Source organism: Burkholderia sp. BE17, assembly GCF_009362305.1.
GTDB classification, from domain to species: Bacteria; Pseudomonadota; Gammaproteobacteria; order Burkholderiales; family Burkholderiaceae; genus Burkholderia; species Burkholderia pyrrocinia_C.
This window is the reverse complement of the sequence record NZ_WHNU01000018.1, coordinates 73333-98025: the sequence shown is the minus strand read 5'-3', so window position 1 is coordinate 98025 and position 24693 is coordinate 73333. Positions and strand designations below refer to the sequence as shown.

General features: G+C 65.8%; 20 protein-coding genes. 13 read left to right on the top strand and 7 right to left on the bottom strand.

Going from position 1 to position 24693, the window contains the following annotated elements:
* The first annotated feature begins 9 nt into the window (after window positions 1-9).
* From GD429_RS17310 to fdhA, 4 genes are all read left to right on the top strand, one after another.
* Window positions 10-957, top strand: a complete 948-nt coding sequence (locus GD429_RS17310; protein ID WP_152858209.1) for a glycosyltransferase family 2 protein — start codon at window positions 10-12, stop codon at window positions 955-957.
* Entirely contained in the window at window positions 954-2804 is a 1851-nt protein-coding gene (locus GD429_RS17305; protein ID WP_193727123.1) for an efflux transporter outer membrane subunit, read from the top strand. The genes GD429_RS17310 and GD429_RS17305 overlap by 4 nt, the downstream gene beginning before the upstream one ends.
* The gene (locus tag GD429_RS17300; protein WP_152858205.1) at window positions 2804-3994 is read left to right on the top strand and encodes an efflux RND transporter periplasmic adaptor subunit; all 1191 of its coding nucleotides are present in this window, start codon (window positions 2804-2806) and stop codon (window positions 3992-3994) included. Before GD429_RS17305 ends, GD429_RS17300 begins: the two co-directional genes overlap by 1 nt.
* A gap of 255 nt (window positions 3995-4249) precedes the next feature.
* On the top strand, window positions 4250-5446 hold the full coding sequence (gene fdhA, locus GD429_RS17290; protein ID WP_129515652.1) for a formaldehyde dehydrogenase, glutathione-independent: 1197 nt from the start codon (window positions 4250-4252) through the stop codon (window positions 5444-5446).
* Window positions 5447-5539: 93 nt separating this feature from the next.
* On the opposite strand, the gene GD429_RS17285 is transcribed toward fdhA, so the two are convergent.
* Both GD429_RS17285 and GD429_RS17280 read right to left on the bottom strand, forming a co-directional pair.
* A complete protein-coding gene (locus GD429_RS17285; RefSeq protein WP_152858203.1) occupies window positions 5540-6310 on the bottom strand; it encodes a hypothetical protein in 771 nt (256 codons plus the stop codon).
* A 262-nt stretch (window positions 6311-6572) separates the two neighbouring features.
* A complete protein-coding gene (locus tag GD429_RS17280) occupies window positions 6573-7994 on the bottom strand; it encodes a PLP-dependent aminotransferase family protein (protein ID WP_152858201.1) in 1422 nt (473 codons plus the stop codon).
* A 267-nt stretch (window positions 7995-8261) separates the two neighbouring features.
* Here GD429_RS17280 and GD429_RS17275 point away from each other — a divergent pair, with 267 nt between their 5' ends.
* On the top strand, window positions 8262-9674 hold the full coding sequence (locus GD429_RS17275; protein ID WP_321574669.1) for a discoidin domain-containing protein: 1413 nt from the start codon (window positions 8262-8264) through the stop codon (window positions 9672-9674).
* Between the two features lie 129 nt (window positions 9675-9803).
* Here the strand turns inward: GD429_RS17275 and GD429_RS17270 are convergent, their stop codons facing one another.
* The 5 genes from GD429_RS17270 to GD429_RS17250 form a co-directional block, all read right to left on the bottom strand.
* A complete protein-coding gene (locus GD429_RS17270; RefSeq protein ID WP_227791671.1) occupies window positions 9804-10268 on the bottom strand; it encodes a hypothetical protein in 465 nt (154 codons plus the stop codon).
* Window positions 10255-10902: a M35 family metallo-endopeptidase gene (locus GD429_RS17265; protein ID WP_152858199.1), complete on the bottom strand. Its 648-nt coding sequence runs from the start codon at window positions 10900-10902 to the stop codon at window positions 10255-10257. Before GD429_RS17265 ends, GD429_RS17270 begins: the two co-directional genes overlap by 14 nt.
* Window positions 10903-10906: 4 nt before the next feature.
* Window positions 10907-11443, bottom strand: a complete 537-nt coding sequence (locus GD429_RS17260) for a PAAR domain-containing protein (protein ID WP_152858197.1) — start codon at window positions 11441-11443, stop codon at window positions 10907-10909.
* A gap of 10 nt (window positions 11444-11453) precedes the next feature.
* Window positions 11454-12116, bottom strand: a complete 663-nt coding sequence (locus tag GD429_RS17255; protein ID WP_227791670.1) for a hypothetical protein — start codon at window positions 12114-12116, stop codon at window positions 11454-11456.
* Between the two features lie 825 nt (window positions 12117-12941).
* Window positions 12942-13967 (bottom strand): GlxA family transcriptional regulator, encoded by a 1026-nt coding sequence (locus GD429_RS17250; protein ID WP_152858193.1) that lies wholly within the window; start codon window positions 13965-13967, stop codon window positions 12942-12944.
* A 444-nt stretch (window positions 13968-14411) separates the two neighbouring features.
* Here GD429_RS17250 and GD429_RS17245 point away from each other — a divergent pair, with 444 nt between their 5' ends.
* From GD429_RS17245 to GD429_RS17210, 8 genes are all read left to right on the top strand, one after another.
* Window positions 14412-15686, top strand: coding sequence for a serine hydroxymethyltransferase (locus tag GD429_RS17245; RefSeq protein ID WP_152858191.1), 1275 nt, complete (start codon window positions 14412-14414; stop codon window positions 15684-15686).
* Window positions 15687-15725: 39 nt separating this feature from the next.
* Window positions 15726-16697 carry a dipeptidase gene (locus GD429_RS17240; RefSeq protein WP_065501298.1) on the top strand — a complete coding sequence of 324 codons (972 nt, stop codon included), beginning with the start codon at window positions 15726-15728 and terminating at the stop codon, window positions 16695-16697.
* Window positions 16698-16835: 138 nt separating this feature from the next.
* On the top strand, window positions 16836-17369 hold the full coding sequence (locus tag GD429_RS17235) for a DUF5943 domain-containing protein (RefSeq protein ID WP_006488993.1): 534 nt from the start codon (window positions 16836-16838) through the stop codon (window positions 17367-17369).
* Window positions 17370-17435: 66 nt separating this feature from the next.
* A complete protein-coding gene (locus GD429_RS17230) occupies window positions 17436-19499 on the top strand; it encodes an NADH:flavin oxidoreductase (RefSeq protein WP_152858190.1) in 2064 nt (687 codons plus the stop codon).
* A 2-nt stretch (window positions 19500-19501) separates the two neighbouring features.
* Window positions 19502-21427: a (Fe-S)-binding protein gene (locus GD429_RS17225; RefSeq protein ID WP_152858188.1), complete on the top strand. Its 1926-nt coding sequence runs from the start codon at window positions 19502-19504 to the stop codon at window positions 21425-21427.
* 4 nt (window positions 21428-21431) lie between these two features.
* Window positions 21432-22598, top strand: coding sequence for an electron transfer flavoprotein subunit alpha/FixB family protein (locus tag GD429_RS17220; protein WP_152858186.1), 1167 nt, complete (start codon window positions 21432-21434; stop codon window positions 22596-22598).
* Window positions 22595-23380 carry an electron transfer flavoprotein subunit beta/FixA family protein gene (locus GD429_RS17215; protein WP_152858184.1) on the top strand — a complete coding sequence of 262 codons (786 nt, stop codon included), beginning with the start codon at window positions 22595-22597 and terminating at the stop codon, window positions 23378-23380. The genes GD429_RS17220 and GD429_RS17215 overlap by 4 nt, the downstream gene beginning before the upstream one ends.
* Window positions 23381-23432: 52 nt before the next feature.
* A complete protein-coding gene (locus tag GD429_RS17210; RefSeq protein ID WP_152858182.1) occupies window positions 23433-24674 on the top strand; it encodes an aromatic ring-hydroxylating oxygenase subunit alpha in 1242 nt (413 codons plus the stop codon).
* The last annotated feature ends 19 nt before the right edge of the window (window positions 24675-24693 follow it).

The window sequence follows — 24693 nt, the reverse complement described above, 5'->3', positions numbered from 1 at the left end:
GAGACGAACATGACGACACTCGGCGCACTCATGATCCTGTATCACCCGAGCGACGCGCAGCTCGACGCGCTTGGCGCGTGGCGGCATATGTGCGACGCATTGCTCGTCGTCGACAACACGCCGCAGCCCGATGCGCGGGCGCGCGAGCTGTGCGCGCGCGAAGGTATCGCGCTGCTGCATCACGGCAACCGCGGCGGGATCGCGGGCGCGTACAACGCGGGGCTCGCGGCGCTGTTTCGCGACCGCATCGATGCGGTCGCGCTGTTCGACCAGGATTCGACGGTGCCGGCCGCGTATTTCCCGGCGATGCGCGATGTCTGCGCGGGGCTCGCGGGGCGTGCGTTCCTGGCCGGCCCGCGGATCTTCGACGAGAACGCGCGCAGCTTCCTGCCCGAACTCTCGACCGACGGGATCGGGCTGCGCCGCCTGCGCATCGAGCCGGGCGCACCGCTGCAGCGCTGCGCGTTCCTGATCTCGTCCGGCTGCGTCGTATCGCGCGACGCGTTCGACATGCTCGGCCGGTTCGACGAGACGCTGTTCATCGATCATGTCGACACCGAATACAGCTTCCGCGCGCTAGCGCGCAACGTGCCGCTTTACGTCGTGCCGTCGCTGGTGCTGCCGCACCGGATCGGCGCGAAGGAGCGTCACGCGATCGGCCCTTTTGAAATGACGTCGATGAATCACTCGTGGCAACGGCGCTACTACAGCGCGCGCAATGCGGTGCAGCTCGGGATGCAGTACGGGCTGCGCTTTCCGGTGGCGATCGTGCCGAACCTGCTGACCGTGTGGCAGGTCGTGCAGATCGCGCTCGTCGAGCGCGACAAGCGCGCGAAGCTCGCCGGCATCCTGTTCGGTGTCGCCGATGGCCTGTTCGGCCGGCTCGGCCCGCTCGAACGCACGCGGCCGCGGCTCGTTGCGCGCGCAGCGCATTCGGCAAGGGTGAGGGCGCGATGAGGCGTATGAAAAAGGCGGCGGGTCTGGCGTGTGACGTGCAACGCGGCTCGATGATCGCGGCGGCGGCCGTGTTGCTGGCATTGGGCGGATGCGTGCCGTCGGGCTTCCTGCCGTCGCTGTCGCTGCGCGCGCCGGCCGGCGATGCGCTCGCGCACACGGCCGGCCCCGGCGCGAACGGCGCGTGGCCCGCGCTCGACTGGGTGAAGCAGTTGCAGGATCCGCAGCTCGACGAACTGGTGACGGAAGCATCGCAGAACAACCCCGATCTGCAGGTCGCGCAGGCGCGGCTGCGGATCGCGCAGGCGCAGCTTCAGCAGTTCGATTCGCTGACCGGGCTGACGGGCACCGCCGGCGCTACGGTCAGCCGCGCGCGGATGCCGAAGCCCGGCGACATCGCCGACGTGACGGCCGGCGGCTATCGCGTGCCGGTCGAGATATTCGGCGATCCGAACGTATCGCCGTCGTCGGTGTTCGTCGGTCTGAACTACCAGCTCGACCTGTGGGGGAAGAACCGTGCGGCAACGAAGAGCCTGATGTCGCTGCGCGACGCGGCCGGTGTCGAGGCCGAACAGGTGCGGCTCACGCTCGCCGTCGCGATCGTCACCGTGTACTGCCAGCTCGACCAGACGTACGCAGTGCGCGACCTGCTGCAGCAGAAGCTGAAGATCAGCCAGCGCGTGACGGCCGTGCTGCGCGAACGTACCGCGCGCGGCCTCGACAACGCGTACGACGCGAGCGACGCATCGATCAAGCGCACCCGCCTGCTCGAACAGATCGCGTTGAACGACGAGCAGATCAAGCTCGCGCAACTGCAGCTCGGCGTGCTGTCGGGCCGCGGCCCCGAGCGCGGGCTCGCGCTGCAGCGGCCGCGCGTCGGCGCGTTCGCGGGCGGCGCGATGCCCGCGCGGCTGCCGGCCGATCTGCTCGGCCGTCGGCCCGACATCGTCGCCGCGCGGCTGCGCGTCGAAGCCGCGTTCGCGAACGCCGATTCGACGCGCGCGCAGTTCTATCCGGACGTGAACCTCGTCGCGCTCGGCGGCGTGTTCGCGCTGACACCCGCATCGCTGTTCTCGCGCGACTCGCTCGCAGGCTCCGTCGGCCCGGCGATCTCACTGCCGATCTTCGACCGCGGCCGGTTGAAGGCGAAGCTCGGCGCGGATGTCGCGCAGGCCGACGTCGCGATCGGGTTGTACAACAAGACCGTCGACGATGCGCTCGGGCAGGTCGCGCAGCTCGTCACGTCGCTGCAAACTTCGCAGACGCTCGTCACGCAGCAGCAGGACGCGGTGGCCGCCGCGCAGAAGATCGTTCAGATCGCGGCCGACCGCCACCGGCGCGGCGTGCTGATGCAGAAGGATGTCGATGTCGCGGATCTCACGTTGATCGACGAGCGCGCGCAGATGATCGCGCTGCTCGGCCGGCAGCGGACGCTGCGCGTCGGGTTGATCGGCGCGCTCGGCGGCGGGTTCGATGCGGGCGCAACGGTTGCGCAGGCACCGGCCGTGCATCAGGCGCGCAGCGGGGCGGCAAGGCGGGGTGCGGCGACTGCGGCGGCCGTTGGCGCGGCTGCGACCGCGCACCGGTCGGCGGGTACGTCGAACGACGCACGCGCGGGGAGTGTGGCAGTGCCGCCGGCTACCGGCACGGCGAGTGCCGCCCCGGCACCCGCACCGACCGTCGACGCGGCGCGTCCGTCGACGGTCGGTGCGACCAACCCCGGCGCGACGCCTCGCGGTACGCTCGTTCTCGCGCGCACGGCATCGGCGAGCCCGGTGCCGGGCCCGTCGGTCACACCGGTGATCCCCGTCTTCCAGCACGATCGTCTGATCGTTACGCAAAGCGACTGATGCACCACGACAACCTTCATACCGCCGCACCGCCGGCCGCGCTGAACGCCCCGGCACTCGATGCGCGCCGCGCGACGCGCCGCAAGCGCTTCACGGTGTTCTTCGCGGCCGTGCTGCTGGCCGCGCTCGCGTGGATCGCGTACTGGCTGTTGAGCGACCGCTATTACGAAGACACCGACGACGCGTATGTCGCGGGCAGCATCGTGCAGGTCGCCGCGCAGATTCCGGGCGCCGTGACCGACGTGCTGGTTGCCGATACGCAGGCCGTGCGCGCCGGGCAGACGCTCGTGCGGCTCGACGACACCGAGGCGTCCGTCGCGTTCGCGCAGGCGAAGGCGCAGCTCGCGCAGGCCGTGCGGCAGGTCGCGAACGCGAAGATCTCGAACACGATGTACGTCGAGGCCGTGAACGCGCGGCGCGCCGACCTGTCGCTCGCGCAGCGCGCGCTGGTCGCGCGCTCGGGCGCATCGGTCGAGATCGTCGCGCCCGAGGAACTGGCGCGTGCGCGCGCGGCGGTGGCCGGCGCGCAGGCGAATTTCGCGGCCGCGCAGGCGCAGCTCGATGCCGCGCGCGCGCTCGGCAGCAAGCTGCCGATCGACGAAAGCCCGGCCGTCGTGCAGGCAGCCGCGCAGTTCAAGCTCGCGTACCGGAACCTGAAGCGCACGACGATCGTCGCGCCCGTCGACGGCACGATCGGACAACGCTCGGTGCAGGTCGGCCAGCAGGTCGGACCCGGCGTGCCGCTGATGTCGGTCGTGCAGTTGAACCGGCTGTGGATCGACGCGAATTTCAAGGAAGGGCAGATTCGCCACATGCGCGTCGGGCAGCCGGTCGAGGTCGTGTCGGACCTCTATGGCACGCGCGTTGCCTATCGCGGCCACGTGCAGGGCTTCTCGGCGGGCACGGGCAGTGCATTCTCGATGCTGCCGTCGCAGAACGCGGCCGGCAACTGGATCAAGGTCGTGCAGCGCGTGCCGGTCGTGATCGCGATCGATCCGCGCGATCTCGCCGCGCATCCGCTGCGCGTCGGGCTGTCGATGCGTGCGACGGTCGACACGCGCGACCGCAATGGCCATGCGCTCGACAGCGAGCCGCCGACGCCGGCCGTCAGCACGCGCGTGCACGACGGGGTGGCGAGTGAGGCGGAAGCGGCCGCTGCGGCGATCATCCGCGAGAATCAGGGCGGGTAACGCCTGCCGAAAAAAGGGCGCGGCGGTCGCCCAAGGGCGGTCCGGCCCCCGCCATGTCCGGCCGCCCCCTGCCTTCCAGTCGTTTCCCGCCCGACTTTCGTATTTCCGCCATCGATGTCGGCGCCGTTCAAACACATGTCGCGTTTGAGACATCGACGCCCCTGCCTCCGGGACTACTCTCGAACAGCACGTTGCGTGTGCGCCGCATTGGCCGGCGCGCCGCCGCGCCATCCAACGAGACATGGAGACAATACGATGAGCAGCAATCGAGGTGTCGTCTATCTTGGACCGGGCCAGGTCGAAGTCCAGAGCATCGATTATCCGAAGATGGTCGATCCGAGCGGCCGCGCGATCGGCCACGGCGTGATTCTGAAAGTGGTCAGCACGAACATCTGCGGTTCCGACCAGCACATGGTGCGCGGCCGCACGACCGCACCGGTCGGCCTCGTGCTCGGTCACGAGATCACGGGCGAAGTGGTCGAGGTGGGCCGCGACGTCGAGACGCTGAAGATCGGCGATCTCGTGTCGGTGCCGTTCAACGTCGCGTGCGGCCGCTGCGCGATGTGCAAGGACACGCATACGGGCGTGTGCCTGAACGTGAACCCGTCGCGTGCCGGCGGTGCATACGGCTATGTCGACATGGGCGGCTGGATCGGCGGCCAGGCCGAATACGTGCTCGTGCCGTATGCCGATTTCAACCTGCTGAAATTCCCCGACCGCGATCAGGCGATGGCGAAGATTCGCGATCTGACCTGCCTGTCCGACATCTTGCCGACCGGCTATCACGGCGCGGTGAGCGCGGGCGTGAAGCCGGGCTCGACGGTCTATATCGCGGGCGCGGGCCCGGTCGGGATGGCGGCGGCCGCGTCGGCGCGCCTGCTCGGCGCGGCCGTGACGATCGTCGGCGACATGAACGCCGAGCGCCTCGCGCACGCAAGGGCGATGGGCTTCGAGACGGTCGACCTGTCGAAGGACGCGTCGCTCGGCGAACAGATCGAGCAGATTCTCGGCGTGCCCGAGATCGATTGCGCGGTCGACTGCGTCGGCTTCGAGGCGCACGGCCACGGTTCGTCGGGCCACTCGGAGGAAGCGCCCGCAACGGTGCTGAACTCGCTGATGGAAATCACGCGGCCGGCCGGCGCGATCGGCATTCCGGGTCTGTACGTGACCGACGATCCGGGCGCGAAGGACAAGGCCGCGCAGCACGGCAGCCTGAGCATCCGTTTCGGCCTCGGCTGGGCGAAGTCGCATTCGTTCTTCACGGGCCAGACGCCGGTGCTGAAGTACAACCGCAACCTGATGCAGGCGATCCTGTTCGACCGCCTGCCGATCGCGAAGATCGTCAACGTCGAGGTGATCTCGCTCGACCAGGCGCCGGAAGGCTACAAGAAGTTCGACGGCGGCGCGCCGCGCAAATTCGTCATCGACCCGCACGGGTTGCTGGCGGCCTGATGCGCTAGCGTTCGACACGCGTAACGCGAAACGGGCGGCTCCGGAAACGGGCCGCCCGTTTTTGCTGTGGGCGCGAACGACAGGATCACGCGCTCAGTGGCCGGCATAGAGCTTCGCGATATCGGCTTTGTCGGATGCATTGCGCCGCGCGTGGCTGTGGCCGTGGTCGGTGTGCAGGCCCACGCGGCGGATCGCATGCGAGCGATGCGCGGCATCGCGACTGCGTCGCCAGTCCGTCACGCGAACTGCCCTGGTGTGGGTCCGGCCAGGCTCGCGAATCGACGGTGCGGCCTGCGCAACCGGCATCCGGTTTGCGGGTTCGCCGGCGCTTGGGCCGTCGCGTTGTGGATTGGCCGCCAGTTGCGTTCCGTCAGTCGAATGAAACGGATAGACGGGCACCGGCAACACCGGCAGCGCCGGATCGGTCGATGCAAGCAGGCCGGACTCGGCCGCCGACGCGGCAGGCGTGTCGGGGCCGCGACAAACGGGATCGGCCTTGCACGTCCGGTCGGCCGTCACGTAGCCACCGACCAGCAGCATGAGCGTCAGGATGCTCAGGATCGGTGCGCTCGATGCGTGAGGCCGCCGGAAGGCCGCGTTGCGCAGCGTACGCGCGACGCGTGACGACCACGTGTGGAAGGACCGTGGCGCACGTGTGGCGTGCGCGTCGTCCGATGCGCGGTGAATCGGATCGAACGGCCAATTCCACCGGCCGCAGACGGGGCAGTGCTCGAGTGCGCGAAACGCCACGAAGCCGCATGCCCTGCAGCGGCAGCAAGCGGTATGCCGCGATTCGGCGCGCGTGTTCAGCACGGCGCGCCAGGCATCGCGCGCGCGGACGTTCCGGTTGGGCAGGACTCGCATGGTTCGAAGCGGCAGGTGTCGTTAACGAGACGAAGGGTCGCCGACGAGCGTGTTTTTCTCGTACGCGGCAAGCGATCCACGCGCGCCATCAGCCGGCGGAGCGTGCGTCGTCGACTGTCGTTCGCATGCGGTGCTCATGTGATTCTCCATAACATCGGACGCGTTGAACACGTTCGTCCGCGGCTGCCCTCCGCTTCATTCTTTGTCGCTCGCGTGCGAAACGCAAGGCGCATGTCGGTCGTCGCGATCCGTACGATCCGCGCTAACCGTCGTGCTGCTGCCGGGCCGCGAGCGTCCCGATGGTTTCCATCGCGAGCTCGACTGCCGGCGTCCACGGCCGGCCGTAGTTGAGCCGCAGATAACGGCGGAATCCGCCGGTCGCGGAAAAGATCGGCCCCGGCGCGATGCTGACGCCGCTTTCCATCGCGTCGCCGAACAGGTGCATCGCATCCACGCGCGGCGGCAGTTCGATCCACAGGAAATACCCGCCGCGTGGCGCGAACACTTCGGTGCCGGCCGGAAAATACGCGCGAACGGCGGCGAGCATCTGCGCCTGGTGCGCGGCGAGATTGCGCCGCAGTTTCCGCAGGAAGCGGTCGTACGCGCCGTCGCGCAGGTAGCTCGAGATCGCCATCTGCGCGGGCACGTCGGCCGACGGCGCGCTCGCGTCTTTCGCCTGCCGGATCTGTCGCACGTAGCGTCCGGCCGCGACCCAGCCGATCCGGAATCCGGGCGCGAGGCATTTCGAGAACGAACCGCAATGCAGGACGAGCCCGCTGTCGTCATACAGTTTCGCGGGGCGCGTGGGCGCCGATCCGAAATGCAGTTCGCCGTACACGTCGTCCTCGATCAGCGGCACGCCGCGCGATGCGAGCAGGTCGATCAGCGCGCGCTTGCGCTCGTCGGTCAACGTCGCGCCGGTCGGGTTGTGGAACGACGTCATGAACCAGCAGGCGCGCACCGGGTGCGTGTCGAGCGCCTCGGCGAGCGCGTCGAGGTCGAGGCCGGTGCGCGGGTCGACCGGGATCTCGACGGCCTTCAGATGCTGGCGCTGCACGGCCTGCAGCACCGCATGGAACGCCGGTCGTTCGATCGCGACGATGTCGCCGGGGCGCGTCAGCGCCTGCAGGCTGAGCGTCAGCGCTTCGAGCGCGCCGGTCGTGATGACGATCTCGTCCATCGGCAATGCCGCGCCCGCGCTCAGGTAGCGCAACGCGATTTCGCGACGCAGCGCGTCGTTGCCGGGCGGCAATCCGGACAGCAGTTTCGTGCCGTCCATGCTGCGGGCCGCCGACGCCACGTAGCGCCACAGGCTGCTCATCGGAAACAGCGAATAGCTGGCGAATGCCGAGCCGAGCGGGACGATGTCCTCGCACTTCAGGGATTCGAGCAGGCGGAACAGCGGATCGTCGTCGCCGGTTTGCGCAGCGGCCGGCTTGCGCGGCGGATTGTGGCCGCCCCGTACGTGCTTGTCTTCCAGGTTCGCAACGAAATAACCGGACCGCGCACGCGCGACGATCAGACCCTCGCTTTCGAGCGCGTAGTACGCGCGAAATACGGTGGACGGGCTCACGCGATACGCGCGGCATGCGGCGCGCACGGTGGGGATGCGCGCGCCGGCCGCCAGGTCGCCGCGCCGGATCGCATCGGCGATCGTCTGTGCCAGCGTCGCATATCGCTTCATGCCAGCCCTCCGGCCGCTCGGGGCCTTGCTGAAAAAAGAGTAGCACGGCACCCGTCGCGCGCAATCGCGCCCCAATCGCTGATCCGCATGTTTTTGAACGGCTCTGATCCTTTTCTTTCGTCTGACAAGCGGGCATGCTCCTGCAAGTCTTGTTCCCGATGTCCGACCGATACGGAATTCACGCTGCCCGACGGCGGATCCGTGGCCCCGCGCGTTCCGCGCGGGACCTTGTCTGCGGCGTCCTTACCTTACCCGGAAGCATGCAGCGTGAAATCGAAGACCCTCATCGCGGGCCTGGTGGCCGGTATCGCCCTCGGCCTGTTCGGCGGCGCCGCCACGGCGGCCTGCATCAGCAATCCCGCGGCCCAGCCGAACGCGACGTTCCCCGCCGCGCTGACCGGCAAGCTCGTCTATCACAGCTACGTCAATTACGGCGACGGCACGAGCCAGCTGTTCCTCTACGATTTCTCGGCCCATACGCTGACGCAACTGAGCAAGAGCACGTGGGGCATCACCGATCCGATGAACGGCGTGTTCAGCCCCGACGGCAAGTGGCTCGCGTTCATGGGCATCAGCAACGGCGCATGGAACGTCTTCATGCTGCAGCTCGGCGCCGGCACGCCGCCCGTCAACATGACGAACAGCACGGGCGCCACGCGCAACGAGGACCCGAAATTCAGCGCGGACGGCAAGACGCTCGTGTTCAAGCAGAACGGCGACGTCAAGCAGGCCACGCTGTCGTACACGAGCGCGGGCCCCGCGTTCACGTCGGTCGTGAGCCTGACGAACGCGCCGGCCGGCGCCGAATACTCGATGCCGTATCTCGCGCCGGACGCGAGCGCCGTCTACTACGCGACCGGCACCGGCTCGAACATGGGGCTGATGAAGCGCACGATCGCGACCGGCGCGACTGCCGTGTTCGATCGTCCGGCCGGGCTGCAGACGTACTACCCGATCGTGCGTGCGGACGGCATGGTGTTCTACGCGCGCTGGAAAGACAGCGGCGGGGCCGACCAGATCTATTCGAAGACCGCCGACCCGGCGTCGACGCCGAACGCATTGGCGCTCAACGACTGCGTGAGCAACAACTCGGACCCGGCGCCGGTTAGTGGAATGAATTACCTGTTCTTCTCGTCGACGACGGCGGGCGGCTATCAGCTCTACGTCGGCGATGTGACGACCGGCCAGCGCTGGAGCCTGTCGCAGTTCGGCGTGAATGCCGATACGACGAAGGCCAAGCTCGGGTCGAGCTATTACGGCGGCCCGGCCGCCGCGCAGCCGACGCTGCTGTCGCAAGGGCGTCCGGCTGCCGCGTCGGCGAGCTACAACGCATCGCTCACGCCCGACAAGGCGTTCGACGGCAACACCGCGAGCACGCGCTGGGATTCGCCGGAAGGCGCCGGTGTCGGTTCGCAATGGATCTCCGTGGATCTCGGCGCGGTGAAGCACATCGATCACGTCGATCTGTACTGGGATGCGGGCGCGCTCGTCTACCAGATCCAGACGTCGAACGACAACGTCAACTGGACGACGATCTATTCGACGAGCAACGGTGGTTCATATACCCACGTCACGCTGCCGAATCTCAACGGCAGCGGTCGTTACGTGCGGATGCTCGGCACGCAGCGCGCGACGCAGTGGGGTTACTCGCTCTACGAAATGCAGGTGTGGGGATCGTAAGCACGAGCCGGAAGCGGCCTTCAGGGTCTCGGCATAGTGTCGACGCATTGCTGCGGTGATCGTTGAAGGCTGGAACGGCAGGAAGAAGACGGCCCGCTTCGCGCGGGCCGGTAATTGCGTCGTGTAACGTCAGTGCATCTTAGGTATCGGGTTTAGGTTAGGGCAACAGTGATTAGGACACCCGGGACCGAACGTGATCTCGACGCGCCGCCCGGTATCGTCAAACTCGCTGGCGGGAAACGGCAATTTGTAGATTCGCGCGATGACGGAATTTCGTTCGCCTCGAACCGAAAATTGATCCAATGCGTCCTTGACATTCGCTGCACGTCGTTGAGCAAGGGCTTCCGGCTCTCTCTCCGTCGGTTCAGCCAAACCGACAACCGAGACCACATCGACAATGGGAAAGCGATTGCGCATATCGGCTGACCACACTGACAGCTTCGCCAGTTCGGCGATAGAGAGGTCGCTCGAATCATTGTCGAATCGAACATCAAAATCCCAGCCGGGCAAGTTCGACGGACCATCGCACGCGAATGCCGTATGTGCGCAGCTCAACGCGAGCGCGAAGGAAATTAGTAATTTAGTCAATGTCAACGACGTACCCCGCGATGCTGTCGGCGTTGTTGATTGCCAAGTCAGGATTTGATTGCCCCCAACCGGGGAGCAGCGGGGTAATCGTGTATTCGTCATCGGTTGACGACATCGTGTCGTGGAAATGGGTTGCTTCGTGAATGATAGTTGATACGTGAGAATCCGCATTCGCAGACCACGGGCGCATCGTGCAGAATCGTACGCTGATTGCGATCGTATGTTTCGCAGTGTCCGGCGCGCACACGTGAGCGGCTTCATTGGCCGTTCCGCGGGGATGTGGCGTGCAACCCGTCGCCAGATCACCATCACTGCCGCTGCGGACGACGTTGTTTTCGTTGAATGCTCGAACTACGCCAAGCACCTTCGTTAAGCCAGTGAGCAAGTGCATTCGCGTTCTCTCGTCGTCTCGACCGAACCACTTGAACACGCGATCCTTGTCGTTCTTTGACCACTTTTTCAAATCCGCGATGCGAATCGTCAATCGATCGACCGCGCGCCCCTGTGCCACTGCAAACATCTTGCGGAATTCCGAGTCGGTCATGTTTTCGCAGATCGGCCGCAAGTCAACGTCGGCGAATTTCTGCGATCCGGCGATGGTGTTTGTCGTTGTCTCGGCAACGGTAGTTTGGTTCCCCATCTTCTCAATCCTCGATTACAAGCTTCAAAGTCTGCGCGTATTCGGTCTGCACGCGCGCGGTACAACCGTGCCGATCACTCACGCCGGACGCAAGCACGGTCCCGGATCGGTCCTTTATCCAATAACGCACGTTGCTTAACGGCTGCTTTGTCCGCACGTCGCGGATCACGAACTGATCGTCATGGATGCCCGATCCAGGCGCGTGTCTCGTGGGGGCGTATGCCGACCGGGCGGCGAACGGGTTCGCCGCATTATGGCCGCCGTCGCCTTCGTAGAAGATCGTGCTGTCGCTACCCGCGATCAGTCGGTTTTGCCCGCACGGACAGAGTACGGTGTCACCCTCGAGAGCAACGCATCGGCCGTGGTGAATCATGCGCTGCGCACCGCCCACTATCGGGAATGTCCCCTCGCAATTTCCGCATGTTGCCTTGTCGCCATCCAGGGCCACCTGTTTGCCGTGATTGAACATCGTAGACGTAACGGCGATGACGACGCCGCCCGTTGTCGTCGGGTCACCGTTCCTGACTGCTCGTCGGCTCATAATCGTTTCCTCAATCGAAGTTGGTAAAGACCCAATCGGCTGACTCGGGGTCATAGATCGCGAATTGATCGATCGCAGCGCCTTCAACAGCGATGGTCGATGGCATATGTGCCAGTGCTTCGGCCTCTGCATCGGCTATCTGATCAGCGGTCCACGTATCCATTACGTCAAGCGTCTCGCTGAACCCGGATAGTCCGGCCCGTAGATAGGCTGTTTCGATGCGTTCGACCACGCTATCGGGGAAGCGGATAGTGAAGTGGTCGCGATGTTCGACCGGTACATCGAAGGATGCAGACGTGTAGGTCATTAACGGATGACCTGCATCGGAAACCACCAAGCGACCTTCGGTCGCTCCATAGGCATAGTTCACGGCGACCGACAGTCGGCCATGCTGTTTCATAAAACGATGGGTATCGACTTGCCGGAAATCGATCGGCCAAAAGTGATCGTCGCCGCGCACGAGTGCTCGGGAACCCATGACTGCGTCAAGGGGCGAAAGGTACGTGCAAATGAAAGGATCACCAGTGCAGAGCATTTGCATGTTGCCGCTATATATCGGATCGGTTGCCTCGGGTGAACGGATCTGCGTGGTGTGTAGCTGCTGCACCATTGCGTAGATCGGGATCGAAGAGTGAAGAAAATACGGACAATCGGCGTGTTCTTTCTTTGTCATAGGCTCGGACATCTTATGTATGGACGAGCTATGGAAGGTCGCCGGTAACGATTGGTTTGTATATGGGGCGAGTATGATTTTTTATTAGGAATCCAACTGGGACGTAAATGCCTTGACGGCCGACAATGCTGAGGTGAGTGGTGAACGCTCAATCGAGCGCTGAAGTCCGCGAACCGCGCGGGAAAGTGCACCGCAATCTCGGATCTGATCGTTTGCTGTCGACGCTGCTCGTCCACAAGCGGATGTAACTTGATTTATAGATCCTCGATGAAACGCATTGAAGATTCGAAAATCAGCGTACGCGGCGGAATGGATCGGCGGCGATTGCGAGGGCCGAGAAATGGGTGCGTTGCGCCGCATCGACGGGGCATTCGCGGGCAACGGCGCGTGAAACGTGGTCGTGATGGTGTCGTGAACCTGTTCACTCAATCGCGGCTCGCATTGCACTCGGCGGCCGAAAAGCGGTGACTCCAAGCGGTCTGCGAATGCATCGCAGACGTGACTGCGCCTATCGTCGCGCTGGGTGAGAGTGGACGAGATTACGTGATGGGCGCGGAGTTTCTACTCTGGGAAGATTACAGGCTCGAACGGGTGGTACTGCTCGGCGTGACACCGCCCGGATCCCCGGCGAACGCCTTCTCGTGACGGGAGCGAACCGGGACGGCGGGGAATTGTCCTGCAGCAGTAATGCGGTCAGGTGAGGTGGCTCAGAAGCATCGCGCCGAAAGCTATTACCACCTCTGCGTAGTGTTTGCGACCACGCTTCTACAACCTCTCGGCATCAGTCTTCACGACCGCATGATTTGTTACCGTGCAACGCGCGTTTCACGCATGCAGCACATGCGCCGGAAACGCCGGAGCGGCGCTCGCCGCACCCTGCGAAAGCGGCGCGACCTGCTTGCGGCGCTCCCTCGTCGGCGCGACGCCGAACGAGTCGCGATAGCTCTTGCTGAAGTGGCACGCCGACTGGAAGCCGCACGCCATCGTGATGTGCATGATCGACATGTCGGTCTGCAGCAGCAGCTCGCGCGCGCGGCGTAGCCGCAGCGTCAGGTAGTAGTGCGTCGGCGTCATCCCGAGATGTTCGCGGAACAGCCGCTGCAATTGCCGCTGCGACATGTTCGCGAGCCGCGCGAGTTCCTCGCGCGACAGCGGCTCCTCGATGTTGTTCTCCATCAGCGAGATCACTTCGAACAGCGACTTGTTCGCCGAGCCGAGGCGCGCGACGAGCGGCATGCGTTGCTGCGCGCTGGTGTCGCGCACGTGTTCGACGATGAACTGCTCGGCGATCTGCGTGACGCGCGCGGTGCCCACGCGCGCGGCGATCAGGTTCAGCATCATGTCGAGCGGCGCGACGCCGCCCGTGCACGTGATGCGGTCGCGGTCGATCACGAACAGTTCCTTCAGGAAGCGCGTATCCGGAAACTCTTCCTTCAGCGCCGACATGTTCTCCCAGTGGATCGCGCACGCGTAGCCCGCGAGCAGCCCCGACTTCGCGAGCGCATAGGTGCCCGTGCACAGGCTGCCGAGCGGGATGCCCGAACGCGCGAAGCGGCGCAGTGCCGACAGATGGGCGGGCGTGGTCGCACGCTGCACGTCGACGCCGCCGCACACGAACACGATGTCGGGCTGCCCGACGCATTCGGCCGGTCCCGTGTCGACCGCGAGCCCGTTGCTCGCCGTGATCGGGCCGCCGTCCGGGCTGATCACCGACCAGCGGTAGAGCGGCTGGCCGCTCAGGTAGTTCGCCATCCGAAGCACCTCGATCGCATTGGTGAACGCGATCATCGTGAAGTTCGGTAAAGGCATGAACGCGAAGTGGGACAGCGACGCTGTGCGGTCGGGCGACATGGGGAGCTTCCTGGAATCTCTAATAGCTATAGGCCCGAGGCACGAATCGGGCTGCAGTATTGTGTGAGCGAGTGCAACAAGCGTGCCATACGGCGAAACCCTAGCCGCTTTCGTTGATCTGGCTCAAACGCATGCTGCACTGCACCGAACCCGTGACGAGGTGCACCTGCACCGGGCGGCGGCGGCACCGCCGGAGTGCTTGTTCATAGGTAAACGCGCTCCGCGTATTTCATTGGCCATCCGAAAAAGCACGATCGGTCACTTGTATAAAACGGACGCGCATGGCGGAAAAGGCAAAGAACGCGTCTAAATTCATCAATCCGCCGAAAATCCGAACGACAAGAATAGAGCCGTCGGCAGTCTTGCAATGGGCAAGCAGGAAACCCAGGCAGGGCGGGCCTTGAGCTTCGGTTTCAGCCCCTTATTCTTCGTCACGGACGCACTATGTCGAACACCCAGCCTTTCTTCTCGCAGACCCTTGCCGAGCGCGACGCGCCGGTGCGCAGCGCCATCCTGAAGGAACTCGAGCGTCAGCAGTCGCAGGTCGAGCTGATCGCGTCGGAAAACATCGTGTCGCGCGCCGTGCTCGAAGCGCAGGGCTCGGTGCTGACCAACAAGTACGCGGAAGGCTATCCCGGCAAGCGCTACTACGGCGGCTGCGAATTCGCGGACGAAGTCGAGGCGCTCGCGATCGAACGCGTGAAGCAGATCTTCAACGCCGGTTATGCGAACGTGCAGCCGCACTCGGGCGCGCAGGCGAACGGCTCGGTGATGCTCGCGCTGGCCAAGCCGGGCGACACGGTGCTCGGCATGTCGCTCGATGCGGGCGGCCACCTGACGCACGGCGCGAAGCCGGCGCTGTCGGGCAAGTGGTTCAACGCCGTTCAGTACGGCGTGAACCGCGACACGATGCTGATCGATTACGACCAGGTCGAGGCGCTCGCGCACGAGCACAAGCCGAACCTGATCATCGCCGGCTTCTCGGCGTACCCGCGCGCGCTCGACTTCGCGCGCTTCCGTGCGATCGCCGACAGCGTCGGCGCGCAGCTGATGGTCGACATGGCGCACATTGCGGGCGTGATCGCCGCGGGCCGCCACGCGAACCCGGTCGAGCACGCGCACGTCGTCACGTCGACCACGCACAAGACGCTGCGCGGCCCGCGCGGCGGCTTCGTGCTGACCAACGACGAGGACATCGCGAAGAAGATCAACTCGGCGGTGTTCCCCGGCCTGCAGGGCGGCCCGCTGATGCACGTGATCGCCGGCAAGGCCGTCGCGTTCGGCGAAGTGCTGCATGCGGACTTCAAGACCTATATCGACAACGTGCTCGCGAACGCGCAGGCGCTCGGCGAAGTGCTGAAGGCCGGCGGCGTCGATCTCGTCACGGGCGGCACCGACAACCACCTGCTGCTGGTCGACCTGCGCCCGAAGGGCCTGAAGGGTGCGCCGGTCGAACAGGCGCTGGAGCGCGCGGGCATCACCTGCAACAAGAACGGCATCCCGTTCGACACCGAGAAGCCGACCGTCACGTCGGGCATCCGCCTCGGCACGCCGGCCGGCACGACGCGCGGCTTCGGCGTCGCGGAGTTCCGCGAAGTGGGCCGCCTGATCCTCGAAGTGTTCGACGCGCTGCGCGCGAACCCGGAAGGCGACCACGCGACCGAACAGCGCGTGCGCCGCGAGATCTTCGCGCTTTGCGAGCGTTTCCCGATTTACTGATCGACACCGACAAGACCAGAACTCAAGCGAGAGGCAGATATGAGCACGCTGCATCAGGACAGCATCATCATCGACGGACTGAACATCTCGAAGTTCGAGAAGCCGGTGTTCGAGGACATGCGCAAGGGTGGCATCACGGCCGCGAACTGCACGGTGTCGGTGTGGGAGAACTTCACCAAGACCGTCGACAACATCGGCGTGATGAAGAAGAAGATCCGCGACAACGGCGAGCTGCTGTCGCTGGTGCGCACGACGGACGACATCTTCCGCGCGAAAAAGGAAGGCAAGACCGGGATCATCCTCGGCTTCCAGAACGCGCACGCGTTCGAGGACAACCTCGGCTACATCGAGGCGTTCCACGACATGGGCGTGCGCGTCGTGCAGCTTTGCTACAACACGCAGAACCTGGTCGGCACCGGCTGCTACGAGCGCGACGGCGGGCTGTCGGATTTCGGCCGCGAAGTGATCACCGAGATGAACCGCGTCGGCATCATGGTCGACCTGTCGCATGTGGGCGGCAATACGTCGTCGGAAGCGATCGCGTTCTCGAAGAAGCCGGTGTGCTATTCGCACTGCCTGCCGTCGGGCCTGAAGGAGCATCCGCGCAACAAGAGCGATGAGCAGCTGAAGGAGATCGCCGATGCGGGCGGCTTCGTCGGCGTGACGATGTTCGCGCCGTTCCTGAAGCGCGGGATCGAGGCGACGATCGACGACTACATCGAGGCGATCGACTACGTCGTGAACCTGATCGGCGAGGACGCGGTCGGCATCGGCACGGATTTCACGCAGGATTTCGCGAAGGAATTCTTCGACATGCTGACGCATGACAAGGGCCGTTATCGCCAGCTGACGAACTTCGGCAAGGTGATCAACCCGGACGGCATCCGCACGATCGGCGAATTCCCGAACCTGACCGCGGCGATGGAACGCGCCGGCTGGAAGGAGTCGCGCATCCGCAAGATCATGGGCGAGAACTGGGTGCGCGTGTTCAAGGACGTGTGGGGCGCATAAGCGTCACGCCGGCCGGACAACCCCCAGCGATTCAACAATAAAAAATCGGGACGTGCCCGCGCAAGCCGCGCGGGCACGCGGACGATGTCATGCCTGCGCGCCGAGACGCGCGGCCATTTTCCTCACGGAGTCACCACGATGCAACCGCAACTGCCGATCAACGTCGATCCCGATACCGGCGTCTGGACCACCGATGCACTGCCGATGCTGTATGTGCCGCGTCACTTCTTCACGAACAACCACGTCGCGGTCGAGGAAGCGCTCGGCGTCGAAGCGTATGCCGAGATCCTCTACAAGGCCGGCTACAAGTCCGCATACCACTGGTGCGACAAGGAAGCGAAGCTGCACGGCCTGACCGGCATGGCCGTGTTCGAGCACTACCTGAAGCGCCTGTCGCAGCGCGGCTGGGGCCTGTTCTCGATCATCGAGGCCGATCCGGCCAGCGCGCGCGCGAAGATCGAGCTGCGCCACTCGTCGTTCGTGCTTCAGCAGCCGGGCAAGGAAGGCAAGCTCTGCTACATGTTCGCCGGCTGGTTCGCCGGTGCGATGGACTGGGTCAACGACACGACGCCGGAAGGCAAGGGCGCGCCGCGCGCGCAATCGAAGGAAGTGCAGTGCGCGGCCGAGCATCACGACCACTGCGTCTTCGAAGTGTCGCCGATCGCGCACTGAAGTACCGGTTCACCGATACAGAACAACCCGCAACACGAGACATTCGAACGCCAGAGGTCGCCTGCGATGCGTTATCCCCACCTGTTCAAACCCATGCAGCTGAACCAGTTGACGCTGCGCAACCGGATCGTCAGCACCGCGCACGCCGAGGTGTATGCCGAGCCGGGCGGCCTGCCGGGCGACCGCTATATCCGCTACTACGAAGAAAAGGCGAAGGGTGGCGTCGGCCTCGCGATCTGCGGCGGGTCGAGCCCGGTGTCGATCGACAGCCCGCAGGGCTGGTGGAAATCGGTGAACCTGTCGAACGACAAGATCATCGATCCGCTCACGCGTCTCGCCGACACGATGCACAAGCACGGCGCGAAGATCATGATCCAGGCGACGCACATGGGCCGCCGCTCGTCGTTCCACGGCGAGCACTGGCCGCACCTGATGTCGCCGTCGGGTGTGCGCGAGCCGGTGCACCGCGGCAACGCGAAGATCATCGAGATCGAGGAAATCCGCCGCATCATCGGCGATTTCGCGGCGGCCGCGAAGCGCGTGAAGGCCGCCGGCATGGACGGCATCGAAATCTCGGCCGCTCACCAGCACTTGATCGACCAGTTCTGGAGCAAGCGCTCGAACCACCGCACCGACGAATGGGGCGGCAGCCTGGAGAACCGCCTGCGCTTCGGCATCGAGGTGCTGACGGCGGTGCGCGAGGCGGTCGGCAAGGATTTCTGCGTCGGCCTGCGCATGTGCGGCGACGAATTCCACGAGGACGGCCTCGATCACGAAGCGCTGAAGGAAATCGCGCAGGCGATGTCGGAGACGGGCCTGATCGACTACCTGAGCGTGGTCGGTTCGGGCGGCGACACGCACAACACGATCGCCAACTGCATGCCGCCGATGGCGTTGCCGCCGGAGCCGTTCGTGCACCTCGCGGCCGGCATCAAGTCGGTCGTGAAGATTCCGGTGATGCACGCGCAGAGCATCCGCGATGCGGGCCAGGCCGAGCGCCTGCTCGCCACCGGCATGATCGACCTGGTCGGCATGACGCGTGCGCAGATCGCCGATCCGCACATGGTGATCAAGATCCGCGACGGCCGCGAGGACGAAATCAAGCAGTGCGTCGGCGCGAACTACTGCATCGACCGCCAGTACAACGGCCTCGACGTGCTGTGCATTCAAAACGCCGCGACGTCGCGCGAAGCGACGATGCCGCACATCGTCGAGAAGTCGCGCGGCCCGAAGCGCAAGGTGGTCGTGGTGGGCGCGGGCCCCGCGGGCCTCGAGGCGGCGCGCGTCGCGAAGCTGCGCGGCCACGACGTCGTGCTGTTCGAGAAGAACGCGGAAGTGGGCGGCCAGGTGATGATCGCCGCGAAGGCGCCGCAGCGCGAACAGATGTCGGGGATCATCCGCTGGTTCGACATGGAAACCAAGCGCCTGGGCGTCGACCGCCGCTTGGGCGTCGCCGCCGACGAGAAGATGATCATGGCCGAGAAGCCGGACATCGTCGTGCTCGCGACGGGCGGCTCGAGCTTCACGTGGCAGGTGCCGGGCTGGGGCGTGGCCGAAGGCCTGGCCGTCAGCTCGTGGGACATCCTGACCGGCAAGGTCGAACCGAAGCAGAACGTGCTGCTGTTCGACGGCGTGAGCACGCATGCAGGCGCGGGCGTGGCCGACTTCATGGCGAGCCGCGGCTCGAAGGTCGAGGTCGTCACGCCGGACGTGAAGGTGGCCGATGATTGCGGCGGCACGACGTTCCCGATCTTTTATCGCCGCCTGTACGCGCTCGGCGTGATCCCCACGCCGAACACGATGCTCGACCGCGTCTATGAAGAAGACGGCAAGAAGATCGCCGTGCTGCGCAACGAGTACACGGAAGAACTGGAAGAACGCGCGGTCGACCAGGTGGTGATCGAGAACGGTTCGTCGCCGAACGACGAGCTGTACTGGAAGCTCAAGCCGGAATCGCTGAACCGCGGCCAGATCGATCCGCACACGCTGTTTGCGGCCGAACCGCAGCCGTGCCTGTCGGAAGAACTCGGCAACGGCCGTTTCCTGCTGTTCCGCGTCGGCGACTGCATCTCGATGCACAACGTCCACGGCGCGATCTACGACTCGCTGCGTCTCGTGAAGGATTTCTGAAGATGAATCCGTCCTTCCTCATTACCGCACTGTTGTGGCTGTCGGTGGCGGGGCTCGCGTTCGCGGTCGCGAAGCGCTCGTCCTACTGGCGTCTCGGCCGGGCCACGGCGCCCGGCTCGTTCGGCGTCGCGAACCTGTTCGCGATTCCGAAGCGTTATTTCGTCGACCTGCACCATGTGGTCGCCCGCGATCCGTACATCGCGAAGACCCACGTCGCGACCGCCGGCGGCGCGATCGGCGCGCTCGCGCTGGTGTTCGTCAACTACGGCCTCGCGATCTACTCGCCGTGGCTCGACAAGCTGATCTTCCTCGCGGCGCTCGCGATGCTGGTCGGCGCGGTGTTCGTGTGGCGCCGGCGCGCGGCGAAGGACGTGCCCGCCCGCCTGTCGCGCGGCCCGTGGAACACGCTGCCCTGGCTGCTCGGTTCGTTCGCGCTCGGCCTCGTGCTGTTCATGCTGGTGCCGACCGGCGCGATGTCGGGCGCGTTCGCGGTGCTCTGCGCGCTGCTGATCGGCATCGGCGCATTCACGATGACGGTCGGCGCCGCGAAGGGCGGCCCGATGAAGCATGCGATCGCGGGCCTGCTGCACCTCGCGTTCCACCCGCGCCAGGAGCGTTTCGCGGCCACGCGCGAATCGTTCACCGGCAACGGCACGGCCACGCCGCCGACCGCACTGAAGCTGCCGGACATCGAGCATCAGGAGTACGGCGTCGCAAAGCCGGTCGAATTCCGCTGGAACCAGCTGCTGAGCTTCGATGCGTGCGTGCAGTGCGGCAAGTGCGAAGCCGCGTGCCCCGCGTTCGCGTCGGGCCAGCCGCTGAACCCGAAGAAGCTGATCCAGGATCTGGTGGTCGGCATGGCCGGCGGCACCGATGCCGCGTACGCGGGCAGTCCGCCTCCGGGCCTCGCGGTCGGCCAGCATCGCGGCGAGCCGAACGGCCCGATCGTGTCGGGCCTGATCGAGGAACAGACGCTGTGGTCGTGCACGACCTGCCGCGCGTGCGTGCAGGAATGCCCGATGCTGATCGAGCACGTCGACGCGATCGTCGACATGCGCCGCAACCGCACGCTCGTGCACGGCTCGGTGCCGGGCAAGGGCCAGGAAGTGCTCGCGAACCTGCGCGAGACCGGCACGATGGGCGGCTACGACACGGCCGCGCGCTACGACTGGTCGGTCGACCTCAGCGCACCGGTCGCGCAGCCGGGCAAGCCGGTCGACGTGCTGTTCGTCGCGGGCGAAGGCGCGTTCGACATGCGCTACCAGCGCACGCTGCGCGCGTTCGTCAAGGTGCTGAACAAGGCCGGTGTCGACTACGCGGTGCTCGGTTCGACCGAGACCGATACGGGCGACGTCGCGCGCCGGCTCGGCGACGAGGCGACGTTCCAGCAGATGGCGAAGCGCCTGATCGGCACGCTCGGCACGCTGTCGTACAAGCAGATCGTGACGGCCGACCCGCACGTGATGCACAGCCTGCGCAACGAATACCGTGCGCTCGGGCTGCGCGTGACGGTCAAGCATCACACGACCTATCTCGCCGAACTGGCCGACAGCGGCAAGATCGCGCCGAAGGCCGTCGAAGCGCTGCAGGACAAGCGCACGACCTATCACGACCCGTGTTATCTCGGCCGCTACAACGGCGAGACGGAAGCGCCGCGCAAGCTGCTGAAGACGATCGGCATCCAGGTCGTCGAGATGGAGCGCAACGGCATGCGCGGCCGCTGCTGCGGCGGTGGCGGCGGTGCGCCGCTGACCGACATCCCCGGCAAGCAGCGCATTCCGGACATCCGCATCGCCGACGCACGCACGATCGGCGCGGACGTGGTCGCGGTTGCGTGCCCGAACTGCACGGCGATGCTCGAAGGCGTCGTGGGCCCGCGCCCCGACGTGCTCGACGTGGCCGAACTCGTTGCCGCCTCGCTGGAGTGAATCGATGAATACGATCAAACGAATCGATCCGCGCCGGCCGTTCATCATCACGGCCGCGGGCCTGAAGCGCATCACGCTCGGCGAGGAAGGCAGCGCCGACTCGAGCGCCGCGCACTGGTCCGCGCACGGCCATGCGGCAGCCGCGAAGCCGCGCCGCACGGTGCAGGAGCCGAAGCACGTGATGCTGGTGGTCGCGCACGGCGAACGCGGCGCACTCGACGATCATGCACGGCAGGCGATTGCCGCCGCCGCGGTGCTCGCCGATGCCCAGACCGAAGTCGCGCTGCTTGCATTCGGCGAACTGAAGGACGACGTCGCCGAACTCGGCGTCGACAAGCTGGTTGAACTTGCGGGCTTCGATCGCCGCGCATTCGATCCCGAAAGCGAATTGCAAGCGTTGCAGGCGTGTGTCGCGGCGCTCTCGCCGAAACACGTGTTCGTGCCCGACAACGCGACGGGCGACGGCGATCTCGGCCGGCGTTACGCGGCGGCCGCCGGCGCGAGCGTCGCGACCAACGTCGTCGAGATCGACGCGAAGCATGTCGGCGCGTATGCGCAGGCCGGCCGCGCGTTCGCGACGCGCGGGCTGCCCGACGTGATCCTGCTCGCGCAGAACGCGGTCGACGCGAAGCTGCCATTCGTCGGCGCGGGCGAACGCCTGGCCGCCGATTTAATCCGCCCGGCCCATGACGCCGCGCAGCCGTATCGCGATCTCGGCCTCGAGGAAATCGATGCGGCGCGGGTTGCGCTCGAGGAAGCCGATTTCATCGTGTCGGCCGGCAACGGCGTGTCCGACATCGGCGCGTTCGAGCAGTTGGCCGGTGCGTTCGGCGCGGCGATCGGCGCGAGCCGCGTCGCGGTCGACAACGGTCACTTCACGCGCGACAAGCAGGTCGGCGCGACCGGCAAGACGGTCGAGGCGAGCGTGTATATCGCGTTCGGCATCTCGGGCGCGGTGCAGCACTTGCAGGGGATCAAGGACTGCCGCCACGTGATCGCGGTGAACCTCGACGGCAGCGCGCCGATCGCGAAACGCGCGAATCTGACGGTGGTCGGCGATGCGCAGGCGACGATCGCCGCGCTGATCGAACAGGTGCAGGCCGCGCGGGTCGCGCGCGGACAATCGCCGGCAGCGGTCGGCAATCGTGAACCGGAAGGAGTCGCAGCATGAACGCCCCTCGCCAGTTGCAACGCATCGCGGTGCTCGTGTCCGTCGGCCGGCACCCGGTCAGCGGCGTCGCGCGCTACAGCCGCAACGACGCGGCCGCGCTCGAAACCGGCCGCCAGCTCGCGGAACGGCATCGCGCGCAACTCGACGTGATCCATGCAGGCGACCCCGCGAATGCGGCGCTTGCCGAATATCTCGCGCTCGGCGCGCGGGAGGTCGAAGTGCTGGCCTGCCGCGACGACGCCGACGCCGCGCACGCGCTCGCCGCGCGCATCGAAGGCTACGACCTCGTGCTGACCGGCACGCGCGCCGAGGGCGCGTACGACACCGGGATGCTGCCGTATCGCGTCGCCGCCGCGCTCGGTTATCCGCTCGTCGGCTCGGCCGTCGATGTGACGGTCGAAGGCGGCCGCGCGGCCGTGCGGCAATTTTTGCCGAAGGGGCTGCGGCGCCGCGTCGACGCGGCGCTGCCGGCCGTCGTCGCCGTCCATCCGCTCGCCAATACCGAGCCGCGCTACGCGTATGCGCGGCTGCGTGCCGGCGCGATCCGGCCGGCGCTCGCGGCGCCCGGCGCGGACGCCGACGCGGCCGCGTGGACGGTCGGTCCGGTTGAGCGTAAACCCGTAAAACTGGTCGCCGCCGAGAAGCGTTCCGGGCATGCCCGGATGCTGTCCGCGACGACGACCGAAAGTCGTGGCGGCAGCGTCGTAAATGAAGGGAGTTCGGTCGAAAAAGCACAAGTGATCCTCGCGTATTTGCGCGAGCATCAGCTCATCGACTACTGATTTTGATGCCTGTCGGCAAGAACCCAGGGATGCAAGGAATCCGGAGCAAACGATGAAAGTATCGGCAGACATTCGTGCACTGATCGAGCGGCGCAAGGAAGGGCACAGCCTCGACGCACCGTTTTACACGAGCGAGGAAATTTTCGCGCTCGACATGGAGGCGATTTTCCGCCAGCACTGGATCCAGGTGGCGGTCGAGCCGGACATTCCCGAGCCGGGCGACTACCTGACCGTGGAGCTGGGGACCGATTCGATCCTGATCGTGCGTGACGACGACATGGCGATTCGCGCGTTCCACAACGTGTGCCGTCACCGCGGCGCGCGCCTGTGCAACGAGGACAAGGGCTCGGTCGGCAACATTGTATGTCCGTACCACAGCTGGACCTACAACCTGACGGGCCAGCTGATGTTCGCCGAGCACATGGGCGAGCAGTTCGACCGCTGCAAGCACAGCCTGAAGTCGGTGCACGTCGAGAACCTCGCGGGCCTGATCTTCATCTGCCTCGCCGAAGAACCGCCGGTCGACTTCGCGAAGATGCGCGCCGAGATGGAGCCGTACCTGCTGCCGCACGACCTGCCGAGCACGAAGATCGCCGCGCAGATCGACATCATCGAGGAAGGCAACTGGAAGCTCACGATGGAGAACAACCGCGAATGCTATCACTGCGTCGCGAACCATCCGGAGCTGACGATCTCGCTGTACGAATACGGCTTCGGCTACCAGCGTTCCGACGCCAACGCCGAGGGCATGGATGCGTTCGCGGAGACGTGCATCCGGCGCGGGAAGGAGTGGGCGGAGATGGGCCTGCCGTCCGCCGAGATCGAAAAGCTGCACGACGTGACGGGCTTCCGCACGCAGCGCCTGCCGCTCGATCGCCACGGCGAATCGCAGACGCTCGATGCGAAGGTCGCGTCGAAGAAGCTGCTCGGCGGTTTCGAAAAGGCCGATCTCGGCGGGCTGTCGTTCTGGACGCAGCCGAACTCGTGGCACCACTTCATGAGCGATCACATCGTGACGTTCTCGGTGATCCCGCTGTCGGCCGGCAAGACGCTCGTGCGCACGAAGTGGCTCGTGCACAAGGACGCGAAGGAAGGCATCGACTACGACGTGAAGAACCTCACGGCCGTGTGGAACGCGACCAACGACCAGGATCGTGCGCTCGTCGAATTCTCGCAGCGCGGCGCAACCAGCAGCGCATACGAGCCGGGCCCGTACTCGCCGTACACGGAAGGTCTCGTCGAAAAATTCTCGGCCTGGTACATCGGCCGGCTCGCCGAAAAAACCGGCGAATAGTATCCAGCAGCGAACAAGC